General features: G+C 56.6%; 13 protein-coding genes and 1 rRNA gene. 6 read left to right on the top strand and 8 right to left on the bottom strand.

Translation table 11 applies throughout. The features are described 5' to 3' along the window. The first annotated feature begins 341 nt into the window (after nt 1-341). The 3 genes from lysC to ACOTZD_RS20770 all read left to right on the top strand — a co-directional run bounded on the left by lysC (nt 342) and on the right by ACOTZD_RS20770 (nt 3,052). Nucleotides 342-1,691, top strand: a complete 1,350-nt coding sequence (gene lysC, locus ACOTZD_RS20780) for a lysine-sensitive aspartokinase 3 (RefSeq protein WP_008503421.1) — start codon at nt 342-344, stop codon at nt 1,689-1,691. Nucleotides 1,692-1,784: 93 nt separating this feature from the next. Then, nucleotides 1,785-2,729: a ketopantoate/pantoate/pantothenate transporter PanS gene (gene panS, locus ACOTZD_RS20775; RefSeq protein ID WP_022650218.1), complete on the top strand. Its 945-nt coding sequence runs from the start codon at nt 1,785-1,787 to the stop codon at nt 2,727-2,729. Between the two features lie 50 nt (nt 2,730-2,779). After that, nucleotides 2,780-3,052 carry a DUF3811 domain-containing protein gene (locus ACOTZD_RS20770; protein ID WP_003860346.1) on the top strand — a complete coding sequence of 91 codons (273 nt, stop codon included), beginning with the start codon at nt 2,780-2,782 and terminating at the stop codon, nt 3,050-3,052. On the opposite strand, the gene rluF is transcribed toward ACOTZD_RS20770, so the two are convergent. After that, nucleotides 3,053-3,925: a 23S rRNA pseudouridine(2604) synthase RluF gene (rluF, locus tag ACOTZD_RS20765; protein ID WP_003860347.1), complete on the bottom strand. Its 873-nt coding sequence runs from the start codon at nt 3,923-3,925 to the stop codon at nt 3,053-3,055. Between the two features lie 197 nt (nt 3,926-4,122). Here rluF and ACOTZD_RS20760 point away from each other — a divergent pair, with 197 nt between their 5' ends. Then, entirely contained in the window at nt 4,123-4,425 is a 303-nt protein-coding gene (locus ACOTZD_RS20760; RefSeq protein WP_023315213.1) for a type II toxin-antitoxin system RelE/ParE family toxin, read from the top strand. 6 nt (nt 4,426-4,431) lie between these two features. Next, nucleotides 4,432-4,719: an addiction module antidote protein gene (locus tag ACOTZD_RS20755; RefSeq protein WP_023315212.1), complete on the top strand. Its 288-nt coding sequence runs from the start codon at nt 4,432-4,434 to the stop codon at nt 4,717-4,719. On the opposite strand, the gene ACOTZD_RS20750 is transcribed toward ACOTZD_RS20755, so the two are convergent. Both ACOTZD_RS20750 and metH read right to left on the bottom strand, forming a co-directional pair. Then, nucleotides 4,716-6,347, bottom strand: a complete 1,632-nt coding sequence (locus ACOTZD_RS20750; RefSeq protein ID WP_003860350.1) for a Na/Pi cotransporter family protein — start codon at nt 6,345-6,347, stop codon at nt 4,716-4,718. The genes ACOTZD_RS20755 and ACOTZD_RS20750 overlap by 4 nt on opposite strands. 116 nt (nt 6,348-6,463) lie before the next feature. Beyond that, nucleotides 6,464-10,147, bottom strand: coding sequence for a methionine synthase (gene metH / locus ACOTZD_RS20745; protein ID WP_058658259.1), 3,684 nt, complete (start codon nt 10,145-10,147; stop codon nt 6,464-6,466). A 193-nt stretch (nt 10,148-10,340) separates the two neighbouring features. On the opposite strand from metH, the gene iclR reads away from it, so the two are divergent. After that, the gene (gene iclR, locus ACOTZD_RS20740; protein WP_174402295.1) at nt 10,341-11,171 is read left to right on the top strand and encodes a glyoxylate bypass operon transcriptional repressor IclR; all 831 of its coding nucleotides are present in this window, start codon (nt 10,341-10,343) and stop codon (nt 11,169-11,171) included. Nucleotides 11,172-11,194: 23 nt separating this feature from the next. On the opposite strand, the gene aceK is transcribed toward iclR, so the two are convergent. The 5 genes from aceK to rrf form a co-directional block, all read right to left on the bottom strand. Then, complete coding sequence (gene aceK, locus ACOTZD_RS20735; protein ID WP_045350769.1) at nt 11,195-12,946, bottom strand: bifunctional isocitrate dehydrogenase kinase/phosphatase; 1,752 nt, start codon at nt 12,944-12,946, stop codon at nt 11,195-11,197. A gap of 51 nt (nt 12,947-12,997) precedes the next feature. Then, complete coding sequence (gene aceA, locus ACOTZD_RS20730; protein ID WP_003860356.1) at nt 12,998-14,302, bottom strand: isocitrate lyase; 1,305 nt, start codon at nt 14,300-14,302, stop codon at nt 12,998-13,000. 31 nt (nt 14,303-14,333) lie between these two features. Next, nucleotides 14,334-15,935 carry a malate synthase A gene (gene aceB / locus ACOTZD_RS20725; protein ID WP_174402294.1) on the bottom strand — a complete coding sequence of 534 codons (1,602 nt, stop codon included), beginning with the start codon at nt 15,933-15,935 and terminating at the stop codon, nt 14,334-14,336. A gap of 269 nt (nt 15,936-16,204) precedes the next feature. Beyond that, nucleotides 16,205-17,134 (bottom strand): homoserine O-acetyltransferase MetA, encoded by a 930-nt coding sequence (gene metA, locus ACOTZD_RS20720; RefSeq protein WP_003860360.1) that lies wholly within the window; start codon nt 17,132-17,134, stop codon nt 16,205-16,207. 224 nt (nt 17,135-17,358) lie between these two features. Next, nucleotides 17,359-17,474 (bottom strand): 5S ribosomal RNA (rrf, locus tag ACOTZD_RS20715). Nucleotides 17,475-17,581 lie beyond the last annotated feature (107 nt).

Below are 17,581 nucleotides of genomic sequence, written 5' to 3'. Positions count from 1 at the left end.
CGGTCGATTGTAGCGCCTGCAAATAAAAATTGTGATGGTTTTTATGCCATTGCCCTGGTCTGCATCAAACGCAGGTGAAAAGACCCGAAAAGTATAGCTGCTGTCGCGCCCTTCCGGCGTGGCGAAATGTTGGTCAAAAAGGGGTAAAAAGGAGCATAAAATATGGGCCTGTTATAAGTCCTGTTTCTGAGGGGTACCCCCCCATGAAAAATCCGCATAATCCCAGCATTGACAGGACCTCCCCCGCATTTTATTTATAGGGCCGTATTTTGCGCCTGCACCTGTTCTCGCTTCATTCTTGTGCCAAGGTCGCTCTATTCATTCCCTGACACGAGGTTGTTATGACGAGTTTTGTGGTCGCCAAGTTTGGCGGCACCAGTGTGGCAGACTACGATGCCATGAACCGCAGCGCCGATGTGGTGCTGGCCGATCCGAATACCCGCCTGGTGGTACTGTCTGCATCCGCCGGCGTGACGAACCTGCTGGTTTCTCTGTCTGAAGGACTGGAAGCGACAGAACGTTTCGTGAAGCTGGATGCACTGCGCAAAATTCAGTTCGACATCCTTGAGCGTCTGCAGAACCCGAACGTCATCCGCGAGGAAGTGGAACGCCTGCTGGAAAACATCACCACGCTGGCAGAAGCGGCCTCTCTGGCCACCTCCACCGCCCTGACCGATGAGCTGGTCAGCCACGGTGAGCTGATGTCCACCCTACTGTTTGTGGAAATCATGCGCGAGCGTAACGTTCAGGCGCAGTGGTTTGACGTACGCAAAATCATGCGTACCAGCGACCGCTTTGGCCGCGCCGAGCCGGACGTTGAAGCGCTGGCCGAGCTGACCAATCAGCAGCTGGCCCCGCGCCTGGCAGACGGCATCGTGATCACTCAGGGCTTTATCGGCAGTGAAGCGAAAGGCCGCACGACCACGCTTGGCCGTGGCGGCAGCGACTATACCGCCGCGCTGCTGGGCGAGGCCCTGCATGCTACGCGCGTCGATATCTGGACTGACGTTCCGGGCATTTACACCACCGACCCGCGCGTTGTTTCCGCGGCGAAACGTATTGATGTGATCGCGTTTGAAGAAGCGGCGGAAATGGCCACCTTCGGCGCGAAAGTGCTGCATCCGGCCACGCTGCTGCCTGCCGTACGCAGCGATATCCCGGTCTTCGTCGGCTCGAGTAAAGATCCAAAAGCGGGCGGCACGCTGGTCTGCAAGAAAACGGAAAACCCGCCGCTGTTCCGCGCCCTGGCCCTGCGCCGTCGCCAGACGCTGGTGACGCTCCACAGCCACAATATGCTGCACTCTCGCGGTTTCCTGGCGGAAGTGTTTGGCATTCTGGCGCGCCACAACATCTCCGTGGATCTGATCACCACCTCTGAAGTGAGCATTGCGCTGACGCTGGACACCACCGGCTCCACATCAACCGGCGATACCCTGCTGACGCAGTCGCTGCTGATTGAGCTGTCCGAGCTGTGCCGCGTGGAAGTCGAAGAAGACCTGGCGCTGGTGGCCATCATCGGCAACAAGCTGTCGCGCGCCTGTGGCGTGGGTAAAGAGGTGTTCGGGGTGCTCGACCCGTTCAATATCCGCATGATCTGCTACGGTGCATCCAGCTACAACCTCTGCTTCCTGGTCCCTGCCGATCAGGCCGAGCAGGTCGTGCAGAAACTTCATCAGAATTTGTTTGAATAAAATTCGTTAGCACGTTAAACAATATCGATAAGCCGGGCACAGACCCGGCTTTTTTATAACAAAACAACACGACAATACTGCAAGGAATTCACTATGCTCTCCGCTATCACCCGGCTGTTCCCGTTATGGGCGCTGCTGCTCTCTGTACTCGCGTATTACACTCCTGCCACGTTCACGGGCATTGGTCCGTGGGTCACCACGCTGCTGATGCTGATTATGTTCGGCATGGGCGTGCATCTGAAAATTGACGATTTCAAACGCGTGCTGTCTCGCCCGGCGCCGGTTGCCGCAGGGATTTTCCTGCACTACCTGGTGATGCCGCTCGCGGCCTGGCTGCTGGCGATGGCCTTTAAGATGCCGCCCGACCTTTCCGCCGGGATGGTGCTCGTGGGGAGCGTCGCCAGCGGCACGGCATCTAACGTCATGATCTATCTGGCGAAAGGCGACGTGGCGCTTTCCGTCACCATCTCGTCCGTTTCCACGCTGGTGGGCGTGATTGCCACGCCTCTGTTAACCCGCCTGTACGTGGACGCACATATCCAGGTGGACGTGATGGGCATGCTGCTCAGCATCCTGCAAATCGTGGTGATCCCGATTGCGCTGGGGCTGGTGATCCACCATCTCTTCCCGCGGGTGGTAAAAGCGGTTGAGCCGTATCTGCCCGCGTTTTCGATGATCTGCATACTGGCCATTATCAGCGCCGTGGTAGCCGGTTCCGCATCGCACATTGCTTCGGTGGGCTTTGTGGTGATCGTCGCGGTTGTGCTGCATAACACTATTGGTCTGCTGGGCGGTTACTGGGGCGGGAAGCTGTTTGGCTTTGACGAATCCACCTGCCGCACGCTGGCGATCGAAGTGGGGATGCAGAACTCCGGCCTGGCGGCGGCGCTGGGTAAAATTTACTTCTCACCGCTGGCAGCGCTGCCGGGGGCGCTGTTCTCCGTCTGGCACAACCTGTCCGGTTCGCTGTTAGCAGGGTACTGGTCCGGTAAGCCGATTGATGACCAACCGAAAAAAGATGCGGTGAAACAGGGTTAATTGTCCCGGCTTGCTTTACACTGAAGCCTCCCCATCAGGAGGCTTCAGCAATGGCTACACCACGTTTGACCCAGAAAGACATGACCGAAGCCGAGCAGCGCGAACTTAAAACGCTTCTCGACCGCGCCCGCATCGCGCATGGCCGCACGCTGACGAACGCCGAAACCAATCAGGTTAAAAAAGAGTACATCGACAAGCTGATGGCGCAACGTGAGGCTGCGGCGAAAAAAGCCCGCAAGCTGAAAAAAGAGCAGGCTTATAAGCCGGATGCAGAGGCGACCTTTTCCTGGTCCGCCAATACATCAACCCGTGGAAGGCGCTAATCAGCGCCCTTTCTTTTTGCGCCCCGGCTGGGTAAAGCGTTTTCCGTTGCCCGGCTTGCCTCGCCCTTTCTCTTCCGCCTGCGGTGCCTTCACCACCGGACGCTTAATCGCCTGCGTTTTCGGTTTGGCTTTAGCTTTCGGCTTCGCTTCGGACGAGGAGTTCTCGATAAGTTTGAACAGCTCGATCAGCTCGTCGTCCGTTAAGTCACGCCACTCGCCCAGCGGGATCCCGGACAGGCTGACGTTCATGATGCGCGTGCGTTCCAGCTTCGTCACTTCATAACCAAAATACTCGCACATGCGGCGGATCTGGCGGTTTAAGCCCTGCACCAGGGTAATGCGGAAGGCAAACGGCGCCTCTTTTCTGACTTTACACTTCTTCGTTACGGTGCCCAGAATCGGCACGCCTGCGCCCATCCCGCGAATGAACTCGTCCGTCACCGGCTTGTTCACCGTCACGATGTACTCTTTCTCGTGGTCGTTACCGGCACGCAGAATTTTGTTCACCAGATCGCCGTGGTTGGTGAGGAAAATCAGCCCCTGAGAGTCTTTATCCAGACGGCCAATCGGGAAAATGCGGCTGCTGTGGTTCACGAAATCAACAATGTTGTCCCGCTCGCCATCTTCCGTGGTGCTGACAATCCCAACCGGTTTGTTCAACGCGATAAACACCAGGTCTTCGGCATCACGCGGTTCGATGACCTGACCATTCACTTTCACCACATCGCCAGGTACCACCTGATCACCAATGGTGGCGCGTTTGCCGTTAAGAAACACGTTACCCTGTTCAATGTAACGGTCAGCCTCGCGACGTGAGCAGATCCCGCTCTCGCTAATGTATTTGTTTAATCGGGTTGATTGAGTTGGCAGCATAGTTTCTCCTGTGAAGGGCGAAATATACCTTAGGTTTGGGCTGGAAAAAAAGATTAGCCGACGGTTACTGAGACGGGTTTTTTAGTTTGCGAGACGCTTTCAGGATTTAGCGTCAGGCTATTTATCCTTGAGCTAACTCCTTTTAGCTTTACTCTCCAGAGACAATTGCTTGTAGTTTATAAATCACAGGGAGTAATATGAAGGAGATCGTTCAGACAGAATCCTTCCGACGCTGGGAGCAAAATTTAAAGGACAGGCGGGCAAAGACGATTATCGCTTCCCGCCTCTTTAGGCTGGCAAATGGCTTAGCGGGCGACATTAGACCCGTGGGGGAAGGTATCAGTGAACTGAGGATCCACTTTGGCCCGGGCTACAGAGTCTATTTTAAGGACCAGGGCAATTGCATCATCGTGCTGTTATGTGGTGGTGACAAAAGCAGCCAGGCCAGAGACATACTTATGGCAAAAATGCTGAGCAATGTATCCCAATGGCAGGAGTGAATGAGCATGCATAAATTAACACCCTACGATCCAGCCAACGCACTGGTGGATGACGAGGAAATCGCTGTGTTTATGGCTGATGCATTAGAGACGGGTGACTCAGCGTACATTGCTAAAGCGCTGGGCGTCATCGCCCGAGCGAAAGGGATGTCGACCATTTCCCTGCAAACGGGCCTGTCACGAGAACAACTGTATCGATCATTCAGTGATAAGGGGAACCCAACGCTCAAAACCACGCTGGCGGTCATGAAAGCATTGGGCCTTAGGTTAACAATCAAACCCTCTGGGGATTAATACTCATCCCGCTCGTCATCTTCATCCGGTTGCTCCATCACGCTGTACGCCACCGCGCAGAACAACGAGTTGAGACGTTTCATATCGCCCAGCAGCCCCAGATGGAGCGAGCTGGTTTCGATACTCTGCACGTTCTGCTGATGCAGACGCTCAACGTGGGCGTGCGAGTAGCGGCGATTAAGGATGCGGAAACGATGCTTGTTGCGGCGCAGGCGGCGCGCGCTCGGCACGTCGCTGGAGAAGAAGACCGACATCGCCAGCTTCAGGTTGCTGACCAGCTGTTCGTGCAACGCTTCCAGCTCTTTCAGCCCTTCCACAGAAAACGCCCGACGTGCGGCCAGGGATTTATCCGCGATTTCACTGCCCATACGCTCGACAATATCCGAAGCCTGCTCCAGGTTAAGCGACATCTCAATGATTTCCGCCCAGCGGCGGGATTCCTCTTCCGCCAGCTCGTCCTGGGGGATCCGCGCCAGATAGAGCTTGATGGCGGTATACAGCACGTTGATATCGTCCGCCAGCCTGCGCAACTCTTTTTCTTCGCGCGGCTCGCCGTGCATCACCTTTTGCAACCCTTCCAGCATGGTTTCCATCGCGTCACCCATGCGCAGCGTTTCGCGGGCGGCATTGGCGATGGCCAGCGCGGGCGTGTCCAGCACAGAGGTGTCCAGATGCTTCGGTTTAAGGCGCGCGTCCAGCTCCGGTTCATCACGAATTAGCCGCTCGCAGAAGCGGGCCATCGGCGCGGCAAACGGCACCATCGCCAGGCAGCGCACCAGGTTGTAGAAGACGTGGAAGTAGATCACCAGCTCCGCTTTCGGCAGAGAGAGATTGTCCATCAGGTTCGCCAGCGGGTGCACAAACGGAAGAATGATCAGGCTACCCACCAGCTTGAAGAGCAAACTCCCCAGCGCCACGCGGCGGGCGGCAGCGTTGGCGGCGCTGTTGTTGAGCATCGCCAGCAGGCCAGAGCCGAGGTTGGCACCGATCACCAGGCACAGCGCCACCGGGAAGGAAATGACCCCTGCGGCGGTTAAGGTCGCCGTCAGCAGGACCGCTGCCAGGCTGGAGTAGCTGACGATGGCAAACACCGCGCCAATCAGCGCGTCGAGCATGATGTCACCGGTCAGGGAGGCGAAGATGACCTGCACACCGTTGGCCTGGGTGATCGGCGTGACAGCCTGCACAATCAACTCCAGCGCCAGCAGGATCAGCCCGAGGCCAATACCGACGCGGCCAAGCTGCCCGGCACGGCTTTGCTTACGGCCGAGGAAGAAAATGACGCCGATAAAAATCAGCAGCGGCGACAGCCAGGAGAGATCGAACGTCAGGATACGCGCCATCAGCGCGGTACCGACGTCGGCGCCCAGGACAATCACCAGCGCCGGGGCGAGCGCCACCAGATCCTGCGCCACGAACGAGGTGACGAGCATGGTGGTGGCGTTGCTGCTTTGCACCAGCGCCGTGACGCCAATACCCGCGCAGAAGGCGAGCGGCTTCTTCTCAACGCTGCCGCTGAGAACGGTACGTAAACGTGCGCCAAACACACGCATCACGCCGGTACGAACGATATGGGTGCCCCATACCAGCAATGCGACTGCGGAGAGCAGGTGTAACAACGTCAACACGGTAGGCATTCCTCCTTATCGTTATTCGTTTTCCTGAGGTTCAGTATAAGGGTTTAAACGTAAGAAAGAGACAAGGCACCATAGCGGTGCCCTGTTTGTTGTAAGGAAAAGTGACGTTAGTCTGCGTCGTAGCCTAAATTCGGCGCCAGCCAGCGTTCCACCTCTGACACGCTCATGCCTTTACGCAGAGCGTAATCCTCAATCTGATCGCGCTGAAGCTGTGCCACGGCGAAGTACTTGCTGTCCGGATGGCTGAAGTACCAGCCGGAAACGGACGCGCCCGGCCACATGGCAAATGACTCGGTGAGCTTCATGCCCGTATGCGCTTCTACGTCCAGCAGTTTCCAGATAGTGCCCTTCTCGGTATGTTCCGGACACGCCGGATACCCCGGTGCCGGACGAATGCCCTGGTAGTTTTCGCGGATCAGCTCCTCGTTGCTGAGGTTCTCATTCGCCGCGTAGCCCCAGTGCACCTTACGTACGCGCTCGTGCAGATACTCGGCAAAGGCTTCCGCCAGGCGATCGGCAATCGCTTTCACCATGATTTTGTTGTAATCATCGTGCTGCGCGTCGTACGCATCCGCCAGCGCGTCTTCTTCCAGACCGCCGGTTACGGCAAAGGCGCCGATATAGTCGGCTTTACCGGAGAGTTTCGGTGCGACGAAATCCGCCAGGCAGTAGTTGGCAAAGCCCACTTTCTCGGTTTGCTGGCGCAGATGGTGGCTCACGGCCAGCACATGGGTGCGGGTTTCATCGCGGTAGATTTCCACGTCGTCGCCCACGCGGTTCGCCGGGAACAGCCCCACCACGCCGCGCGGGTTGAGGGCTTTCTCTGCGCTCAGCCTGTCGAGCATGTCGTTAGCATCTTTAAACAGGCGCTTCGCCTCTTCGCCCACCACCTCATCTTCAAGAATGCGCGGATATTTGCCCGCCAGCGACCAGGTCATGAAGAACGGCGTCCAGTCGATGTAGTTACGCAGCGTTTCGATGCTGGCCGTCACGTCCTGCACGCCCAGACGGTGTGCGACCGGCGGCGTATAGCTGGACCAGTCGAACGCCAGATCGTTTTCGCGCGCCGCCTGAAGCGAAACCGGCGGCGTGCGCGGTTTCTTACGTCCATGCTGAATGCGGACGGTTTCATACTCTTTGCGGGTGCGGGCGACAAAGTCATCGCGCTGGGTGTCAGACAGCAGCGCGGAGACCACGCCCACGGTGCGCGAGGCGTTTTGGACATACACCGTCGGCCCGCTGTAGTTCTGCTCGATTTTCACCGCCGTGTGGGCTTTCGAGGTGGTTGCCCCGCCAATCAGCAGTGGAATGGTGAAGCCCTGGCGCTCCATCTCTTTTGCCACGTTGACCATTTCGTCCAGCGACGGCGTAATCAGCCCGGAAAGACCAATCAAATCCGCATTCACTTCGCGCGCGGTCCTGAGGATTTTATCCGCCGGGACCATCACGCCAAGATCGATAATTTCGTAGTTATTACACTGCAACACCACGCCAACGATGTTTTTGCCGATGTCGTGTACGTCGCCCTTCACGGTGGCGATGACCATTTTACCGTTACTGGAGCCCTTCTCTTTGCTGGCTTCGATAAAGGGTTCCAGATACGCCACCGCCTGTTTCATGACGCGGGCGGATTTCACCACCTGCGGCAGGAACATTTTGCCCTCGCCAAACAGATCGCCGACCACGTTCATGCCGTCCATCAGCGGCCCTTCGATCACTTCAATCGGACGGGCGGCCTGCTGACGCGCTTCCTCAGTATCCTGCTCGATAAACTCGGTAATGCCTTTTACCAGCGAGTATTCCAGACGCTTATTCACATCCCAGGAGCGCCATTCGGCCTGTTGAACGTTGGCTGATTCGTCAGATTTACTGCCGCGGTATTTTTCCGCCAGATCCAGCATGCGTTCGGTGGCGTCGTCACGACGATTGAGGATCACGTCTTCTACGGCGTCGCGCAGCTCGGCTGGCAGATCGTCGTAAATTGCCAGCTGGCCGGCGTTGACGATCCCCATGTCCATCCCGTTGCGGATGGCGTAGTAGAGGAATACGGCGTGGATCGCCTCACGCACCGGGTCGTTGCCGCGGAACGAGAACGACACGTTTGACACGCCGCCGGAGATCAGCGCATGCGGTAGCTCGCGTTTAATGTCTTCACACGCGCCGATAAAGTCCTGGGCGTAGTTGTTGTGCTCTTCGATGCCGGTCGCGACGGCGAAGATGTTCGGGTCGAAGATGATGTCTTCCGGCGGGAAGCCCACTTCTTCGGTCAAAATTTTGTACGCGCGGCGGCAAATCTCAATCTTGCGCTCGCGGGTATCGGCCTGGCCCACTTCATCGAAGGCCATCACCACCACGGCGGCCCCGTAGCGACGCACCAGCTTCGCGTGGTGGATAAAGGTATCGACCCCCTCTTTCATCGAGATGGAGTTAACGATGCCTTTGCCCTGAATGCACTTCAGCCCTTTTTCGATGACGTCCCATTTGGAGGAGTCAATCATGATCGGCACGCGGGCGATATCCGGCTCACCGGCAATCAGGTTGAGGAAACGCACCATCGCCGCTTCGGCGTCAAGCATCCCCTCGTCCATGTTGATATCGATAATTTGCGCGCCGCTTTCCACCTGCTGGCGGGCAACGTCCAGCGCTTCGCTGTACTTCTCTTCTTTGATCAGGCGCTTGAACTTCGCGGAGCCGGTAACGTTAGTACGTTCACCCACGTTCACAAACAGGCTGTCGTCGCCGATGGTCAACGGCTCCAGGCCGGACAGACGACAGGCTACCGGAAGTTCGGGTAGCTTGCGCGGTGGAAGCCCGGCGACGGCGCGGCTCATGGCGGCGATATGCTCCGGCGTGGTGCCGCAGCAGCCGCCGACGATGTTGAGGAAGCCAGATTCGGCCCACTCGCGGATTTGCGCCGCCATGGTGTCGGCATCCAGATCATACTCACCGAACGCATTCGGCAGACCGGCGTTCGGGTGGGCGGTGACGTAGCACTCTGCGATGCGTGAAAGCTCCTGCACGTACTGGCGCAGCTCGTCCGGCCCCAGCGCGCAGTTCAGGCCGAAGGAGAGCGCTTCGGCATGGCGCAGAGAGTTATAAAACGCTTCGGTTGTCTGGCCGGAAAGCGTGCGCCCCGAGGCATCGGTGATGGTGCCGGAAATCATGATCGGCAGGTCGACGCCCAGCGACTCGAACTCCTCTTTTACCGCGTAAATTGCCGCTTTGGCGTTGAGGGTGTCGAATACGGTTTCAATCAGGATCAGGTCGGAGCCGCCTTCCACCAGCGCTTTAGTGGACTCCCGATACGCGGCCACCAGCTGGTCAAAGGTGATGTTACGATACGCCGGGTCGTTCACGTCCGGAGAAATCGACGCGGTGCGGTTGGTTGGGCCCAGCACCCCGGCTACGTAGCGCGGCTTGTCCGGCGTACGGGCCGTCCATTCGTCGGCGCAGGCGCGCGCCAGCTTCGCCGCTTCAAAGTTGATCTCCGCCGACAGGGATTCCATCTGGTAATCCGCCATGGCGATGGTTGTCGAGTTGAAGGTGTTGGTTTCTACAATATCCGCACCCGCTTCGAAGTAAGCGTTGTGGATATCTATGATGACTGACGGTTTGCTCAACACCAGCAGGTCATTGTTCCCTTTCAGGTCACAAGGCCAGTCGGCAAAGCGCTCGCCGCGGAAATCGTCTTCACTCAGACGATAGCCCTGGATCATGGTGCCCATGCCGCCGTCCAGCACCAGAATTCGTTCATTTAACTGCGCACGCAGTTGCTCTACTTTGCTGCTCACACTTGCTCCCGACAACGCTCAACAAGGCCAAAAGGCTGCGTTCCATACTGGCACAATCTCGCAGGGTGGAAAAGTCGCTCAGCGGTAACATGAGACATGTTCACTATCACTCCTCCGATCAGTCAGGAAAGCGGTTGCAAAACCACCAAATAAAACGAAAATGATTTCCACGATACAGAAAAAGGAGTTCGTCATGGTTACGACCGTTCCCGCTAAACGCGGCAGAAAACCTGCTGCAACCACCGCTGCCGCACAACAGGGTGGACAGGTTCAATCGCTCACGCGCGGTCTGAAGCTGCTGGAGTGGATAGCCGAGTCGCACAGCAGCGTGGCCCTGACGGAGCTGGCGCAGCAGGCTGGCCTGCCGAACTCCACCACGCACCGTCTGCTGACCACCATGCAGCAGCTGGGATTCGTGCGTCAAGTGGGCGAGCTGGGACACTGGGCGGTGGGGGCGCATGCGTTTATTGTCGGCAGCAGCTTCCTGCAAAGCCGCAACCTGCTGGCGATTGTCCACCCGATTCTGCGCAAGCTGATGGAGGAGTCCGGCGAGACGGTAAACCTGGCCGTACTGGATCAGAGCGATCACCAGGCGATTATTATCGACCAGGTGCAGTGTACGCAGCTGATGCGCATGTCCGCACCGATTGGCGGCAAGCTGCCGATGCACGCCTCTGGCGCAGGGAAAGCGTTTCTCTCGCAGCTGAGCGAAGAGCAGGTAACGGGGCTGCTGCACCGTAAAGGGCTGCACGCCTATACCCACGCCACGCTGGTGTCGCCCGTACATCTGAAAGAAGATCTGGCTCTAACCCGCAAGCGCGGCTATTCGTTTGATGACGAAGAACATGCCCTCGGGCTGCGCTGCCTCGCGTCCTGCATTTTTGACGAGCACCGCGAGCCGTTTGCCGCCATCTCCATCTCCGGGCCGATTTCACGCATGACCGACGACCGCGTCACCGAGCTGGGCGCGATGGTGATTAAGGCCGCGAAAGAGGTGACGCTGGCGTATGGTGGGATTCGTTAAACGTGCATTGCCGCCTGATGCCCTCACCCCGGCCCTCTCCCACAGGGAGAGGGAGAAAAGCGGATGCAAAACCGCTGCTTGCGGCGGTAAGCGTAGACATCTTCCACGTGTCCGTTTTTGATCCGCGTTTGCAGCCCGCGCCAGTAGCTGGCGCGGAACAGATCGGCATGCATCTCTTCGAATAGCGGCCCGATGCGCGGGTCGGCACACAGCCAGTGGCGAAACTCCTCCGGAAACACATCGCCCGGCGATACGCTGTACCACGGCTCGCTGGACAGTTCATCTTCCGGATAGCGCGGCGGCGGGATATCGCGGAAGTTCACCTCGGTCATGTAGCAAATTTCATCGTAATCGTAGAACACCACCCGCCCGTGACGGGTGACGCCGAAGTTTTTAAACAGCATGTCGCCGGGGAAAATATTGGCGGCGGCGAGCTGGCGAATCGCATTGCCGTACTCTTCAATGGCGTCTCGTAAAGCCTGGCCTTCGGACTGCTCCAGCCAGATATTTAACGGCACCATCCGGCGTTCGATATAGAGATGGCTAATCGCAATCTTATCGCCAAGATCGGTAATTTTCGTCGGCGCTTCCTGCATTAGCAGCGACATCAGCGACGGATCGATCTGCTGCTTATCCAGCACAAAGTTTTCAAACTCCTGGGTATCGGCCATTCGCCCGACACGATCGTGCTCTTTAACCAGCTGATAGCAGGCGCGAACGTGCGCGGCGCTCATCTCCTTCTGCGGGGCGAATTTATCCTTAATCACCTTAAACACGCGGTCGAAGCCCGGCAGTGTGAAAACCAGCATCACCATGCCGCGGATCCCCGGCGCTTCGATAAACTGCTCATCAGCCGTGGTGACATAACGCAGGTATTCCCGATAACTTTCCGTTTTGGCATGCTTCTGACAGCCAATCGCCATGTACAGCTCGGCGGTGGTTTTGCCCGGCAGGATCTCGCGCAGCCACTCCACCAGGGCGGCAGGCAGTGGGGCATAGACCATGAAATAGGAACGGGCGAAGCCAAATACGATACTGGCCTCAGCGCTGGTAGTCAGGCAGGTATCGACAAACAGTTGGCCGTCGTCGGTACGGTGAATGGGCAGCAGAAACGGCACGATGGCTGTCGGCGTAACCAGTTTGCCCACCAGCCAGGCGGCCTTATTCCGGTAGAAAAGCTCGTTGGCAACCTGCAAATGGCTGCGGCTGAGCACCTCCTCGCCGAAGGTTTCATTGAGATACGCATGGATATAGCCGATATCCCGGGGTTTATTCTCCCACGGCAGGCGCAGCGGCAAATCCGTTAAGACGCGGTGCAGGAGCTTTTCCCAGCCGCGATCGGGAAAGAAATCTTTCGCCAGCGGACGCGGAATGGTACGGAAGCGGCGCTCCGGCTGGGAGCTGAAGATAAATAACCGCTCAGGAGATAATGAGCGGTGGTCAAATAACCGGCAATAGACGGAGTTGAAAAAGCTCTCCGCAATCTCGAAGCGCGGGTAGTCGGGTAACAGATGGGTGTAATGCTCTTTCACGCGCAGTAAAAAATCCGCATCCGGGCTTTTACCGTCGGTGATACAGCGCAGTTGCTCCACCACCAGACCTACATGGTGATCATAAAGATGGATACGCTGCTTCATGGCCTGCTGAACCGCATGCCAGTCGGCGTGCTCAAAACGCTGTTGCGCGCCGGAGGTGACTTCCAGAAAGCGGCCATATTGGGCATCGAAGCCCTGCAAAATAGTTTGGGCAATCAGTAATTCCAGACCACGCGACATATATTCCCCCTCACCCCAACCCTCTCCCCGAGGGGGGAGAGGGGGAAAAGATTAGAACTGTGCTTCTTCCGTTGAGCCCGTTAATGCCGTGACGGAGGAGGCCCCGCCCTGAATAATCGTGGTCACATTATCGAAGTAGCCGGTTCCCACTTCCTGCTGGTGCGAAACGAAGGTATATCCCTCTTTGCCTGCCGCAAATTCTGGCTGCTGCACCTTCTCAACATAGTGCTTCATGCCTTCGCCCTGCGCGTAGGCGTGCGCCAGGTCGAACATGTTGAACCACATGCTGTGGATACCCGCCAGGGTGATGAACTGGTACTTGTAGCCCATATCCGACAGCTGCTGCTGGAAGCTGGCGATGGTGGTATCGTCCAGATTCTTTTGCCAGTTGAAGGACGGCGAACAGTTATAGGCCAGCAGCTTGCCCGGATACTTCGCATGAATCGCATCGGCAAAACGCTTCGCCAGCGCCAGATCCGGCGTGGAGGTTTCACACCAGACCAGGTCAGCGTAAGGGGCATAGGCCAGACCGCGGCTGATGGCCTGTTCGATACCGGCATGCGTGCGATAGAACCCCTCGCTGGTGCGCTCGCCGGTAATAAATTCGCTGTCGTACGGATCGCAGTCAGAGGTGATCAGGTCCGCCGCATCAGCATCGGTACGGGCAATCACCAGCGTCGGCACGCCGAGCACGTCAGCAGCCAGACGCGCGGCAACCAGCTTTTGGATCGCTTCCTGGGTTGGTACCAGCACTTTCCCGCCCATATGCCCGCACTTCTTGACCGACGCCAGTTGATCTTCAAAGTGAACGGCCGCTGCACCGGCCTCAATCATGGATTTCATCAGCTCAAAGGCGTTCAGCACGCCGCCGAAACCGGCTTCCGCATCGGCGACGATCGGCAGGAAATAGTCTATAAAACGCGGATCGTGGGGTTCGATACCCGCGGCCCACTGGATCTGATCCGCACGGCGGAAGGTATTGTTGATCCGATCCACCACTGACGGCACCGAGTTCGCCGGATAAAGAGATTGATCCGGATACATGCTGGAGGCAAGGTTAGCATCCGCCGCGACCTGCCAGCCGGAAAGATAGATAGCTTCAATGCCGGCCTTCGCCTGCTGCAATGCCTGACCGCCAGTCAGTGCGCCGAGGCTGTTGATATAGCCTTTTTTAGCTCCCCCGTGCAGCAGATCCCACATTTTTGCCGCGCCGTTCTGCGCCAGCGTACATTCCGGGTTAACCGAGCCACGTAACTTCACCACTTCCTCTGCGCTGTACGGGCGGCGAATGCCTTCCCAGCGCGGTTGGGTCCACTCTTTTTGTAACTCTTCGATCTGTTGGGTACGGGTTTTCATGTGCAGATGCTCCATATTGTTATGTGGTGAATTACGCCAGGAAGCGGTAGCCCGGCAGGGTCAGGAAGTCGATTAAGTCATCAGAGGTGGTGATTTGCTCCATCAGACGTGCAGCATCGTCAAAACGCCCACTGCTGAAGCGGTGCTCGCCCAGTTCGTCCTGGATGACCCGCATCTCTTCGGCCAGCATCTGACGGAACAGGGCTTTGGTTACCGGTTTGCCGTTGCTGAGCGTTTTTTGATGGTGGATCCACTGCCAGATGGAGGTACGTGAAATTTCCGCCGTGGCGGCATCTTCCATCAGGCCGTAAATCGGCACGCAGCCGTTGCCGGAGATCCATGCCTCGATGTACTGCACGGCGACGCGAATATTGGCGCGCATGCCCTCTTCCGTACGCTCGCCCGCACACGGCGCGAGCAACTGTTCTTCTGCGATGGGCGCATCATCTTCACGGGTGACAAACAGCTGGTTTTTGTTGTCGCCGAGTACGCGGTTAAAGACTTCCATCGCCGTATCGGCCAGACCGGGATGGGCAATCCACGTCCCGTCGTGGCCATTACGGGCTTCCAGCTCTTTATCGGCTTTCACCTTGTTGAGCACATTGTTGTTACGCTCAGCATCTTTGCTCGGGATAAAGGCCGCCATGCCGCCCATCGCAAAGGCGCCGCGTTTGTGACAGGTCTTAATCAGCAGGCGCGAGTAGGCGCTGAGGAACGGTTTATCCATAGTCACAACCTGACGATCCGGCAATACCCGGTCGGCATGGTTTTTCAGCGTTTTGATGTAGCTGAAGATGTAATCCCAGCGGCCGCAGTTCAGGCCCACAATATGGTCACGCAGCGCATGGAGGATCTCATGCATCTGGAATACGGCAGGCAGGGTTTCAATCAGCAGCGTGGATTTAATGGTGCCGCGCGGCAGGCTGAAGCGGTCTTCTGCGTAGCTGAAAACTTCACTCCACCACGCCGCTTCCTGCCAGGACTGGGTTTTCGGCAGATAGAAATAGGGGCCGCTGCCTTTCGCCAGCAGGTTTTTATGGTTGTGGAAGAAGTACAGCGCAAAGTCGAACAGGCTGCCCGGAATCGCTTCTCCGCGCCAGGTGACGTGCTTTTCTGGCAAATGCAGACCGCGTACGCGACAGATCAGCACCGCCGGATTCGGTTTGAGCTGGTAAATTTTACCGGCTTCGTTGGTATAGCTGATGGTGCCATTGACGGCGTCGCGCAGGTTGATCTGCCCGTCGATAACTTTCTGCCAGTCCGGTGCCAGCGAGTCTTCAAAATCGGCCATAAAGACTTTGACGTTGGCATTCATGGCGTTGATCACCATTTTGCGCTCTACCGGGCCGGTGATCTCCACACGACGATCCTGTAAATCTTCAGGGATTCCGCGGATTTTCCAATCACCATGACGAATGGAAGCAGTTTCCGAAATAAATCCTGGCAACTTGCCGTTATCGATCCCCTGCTGTTGGTGAATGCGCGCCGCCAGCAGTTTATTACGCTGTGGCGTAAAGCGAGTCACCAGTTCAGTCAGAAACTCTACCGCTTCTGCCGTCAAAACTTGCTGTTCTTGCTCACCATTCGGCTGGGTAAAGGTCAGTTCATCGACCGTTGTTGCCTGTTGAGTCATCGTTCTGCTCCTCATCAAAGATCCAAATCACGCCCCCGACGCGAGCGAAAGATCGTTGTGTAGTTTTCGCTCAGCAGAATTAAGACTATCTATAATTTTTCCAAAATCAAAAACAATTTCCATTTTAATTTTAATTGCAACGCAACTTCATGATTACTATAGAGTTAAAGTTTCCTGGTATGTTGAACAGGATTTCGGAAATAAAAAAGGCACCCGAAGGTGCCTGATCTGAATAGCTGAAACGCTTTAGGATCGTTTAATGCAGACGATTACTCCAGCGTCGGATTCATGTGGCGAAGATCGTACGGCGTAATCTGGTAGACGTAATAGTTGAGCCAGTTGGTAAACAGCAAATTTCCATGACTACGCCAGGTTGCCCGAGGCGTGTTTTGTGGATCGTTTTTCGGGAAATAGTTGTACGGGACATCCGGATTCAGACCCGCTTCAACGTCACGAAAATACTCTGCCGCGAGGGTATGCGGATCGTACTCAGGATGGCCGGTAACGAACGCGATGCGTTTGTCTTTACTGGCGAACAGGTAGGCATCGCCGTCTTCCGTTTCGGCCAGGATTTCCAGGTCGGTGTAATCTCGGATCAGCTGTGCCGGAAAATCGGCGTAGCGAGAATGCGGGGCCAGGAAAGTGTCATCGAAACCACGCGTCAGCAGCGCATGCGGGTGAAGGATGTGGTGTTCGTATACGCCAGAAAGTTTGTCGCTGCGGGTTTGCTTGGGAATACCATACAGGATATTCAATGCGGCCTGTACCGCCCAACAGACAAACAAGGTGGACGTGACGTGATCTTTTGCCCACTCCAGCACCTGCCTGATCTGTGGCCAGTAGGCAACGTCATTAAATTCCACCAGACCCAGCGGTGCGCCGGTGACGATCAATCCATCGAAGTTCTCATCGCGAATATCTTCAAAATTACAGTAGAAGTTATTCAGATGCTCAGCAGGCGTGTTGCGTGACTCACGCGCGTCAATGCGCAGCAACTGGATATCAACCTGAAGCGGAGAGTTGGAGAGCAAACGCAAGAACTGGTTCTCTGTTTCGATCTTCTTTGGCATCAAATTAAGGATCAGCACCTTCAGCGGGCGAATTTCCTGACCAGAAGCACGCGAAGTTGTCATTACGAAGACATTCTCTTCACGCAAGAAATTGACGGCTGGTAGCTCGTCCTGCACCCGAATCGGCATAACCTTAAATCCTCACAGCATACGTATAAACGTTTAGACATCCAGACAGCTAACGATACCCAGAAACGGGGTTAATGTCGAGCCTGCAAGCGTAAGGTGAGAAAGTTTCAAGGAGGGGATGGTGCGGTTTGGTGCCCTCACCCCGGCCCTCTCCCACAGGGAGAGGGAGAAAAACAAAAGCAAAAAACCCCGCACCTTACGGTACGGGGTTCTTCTTGTTTGATGCCTGGCAGTTCCCTACTCTCACATGGGGAGACCCCACACTACCATCGGCGCTACGGCGTTTCACTTCTGAGTTCGGCATGGGGTCAGGTGGGACCACCGCGCTAAAGCCGCCAGGCAAATTCTGTTAATCTGTATCAGGCTGAAAATCGTGTCTGTCTCTTCGCCAAAACACCTTCGGCGTTGTAAGGTTAAGCCTCACGGTTCATTAGTATCGGTTAGCTC

The organism is Enterobacter cloacae complex sp. SHL022 (genome assembly GCF_049237785.1).
Lineage (GTDB): Bacteria > Pseudomonadota > Gammaproteobacteria > Enterobacterales > Enterobacteriaceae > Enterobacter > Enterobacter hormaechei_C.
Note: the sequence above shows the minus strand (reverse complement) of the source record. Positions and strands in the feature narration are given on the sequence as shown.

Excerpts from the sequence above, each read along its gene's own strand:
- lysC (WP_008503421.1), top strand. The coding sequence starts at position 342 with ATGACGAGTTTTGTGGTCGCCAAGTTTGGCGGCACCAGTGTGGCAGAC.
- panS (WP_022650218.1), top strand. The coding sequence starts at position 1,785 with ATGCTCTCCGCTATCACCCGGCTGTTCCCGTTATGGGCGCTGCTGCTC.
- ACOTZD_RS20770 (WP_003860346.1), top strand. The coding sequence starts at position 2,780 with ATGGCTACACCACGTTTGACCCAGAAAGACATGACCGAAGCCGAGCAG.
- rluF (WP_003860347.1), bottom strand. The coding sequence starts at position 3,925 with ATGCTGCCAACTCAATCAACCCGATTAAACAAATACATTAGCGAGAGC.
- ACOTZD_RS20760 (WP_023315213.1), top strand. The coding sequence starts at position 4,123 with ATGAAGGAGATCGTTCAGACAGAATCCTTCCGACGCTGGGAGCAAAAT.
- ACOTZD_RS20755 (WP_023315212.1), top strand. The coding sequence starts at position 4,432 with ATGCATAAATTAACACCCTACGATCCAGCCAACGCACTGGTGGATGAC.
- iclR (WP_174402295.1), top strand. The coding sequence starts at position 10,341 with ATGGTTACGACCGTTCCCGCTAAACGCGGCAGAAAACCTGCTGCAACC.
- aceK (WP_045350769.1), bottom strand. The coding sequence starts at position 12,946 with ATGTCGCGTGGTCTGGAATTACTGATTGCCCAAACTATTTTGCAGGGC.
- aceA (WP_003860356.1), bottom strand. The coding sequence starts at position 14,302 with ATGAAAACCCGTACCCAACAGATCGAAGAGTTACAAAAAGAGTGGACC.
- aceB (WP_174402294.1), bottom strand. The coding sequence starts at position 15,935 with ATGACTCAACAGGCAACAACGGTCGATGAACTGACCTTTACCCAGCCG.
- metA (WP_003860360.1), bottom strand. The coding sequence starts at position 17,134 with ATGCCGATTCGGGTGCAGGACGAGCTACCAGCCGTCAATTTCTTGCGT.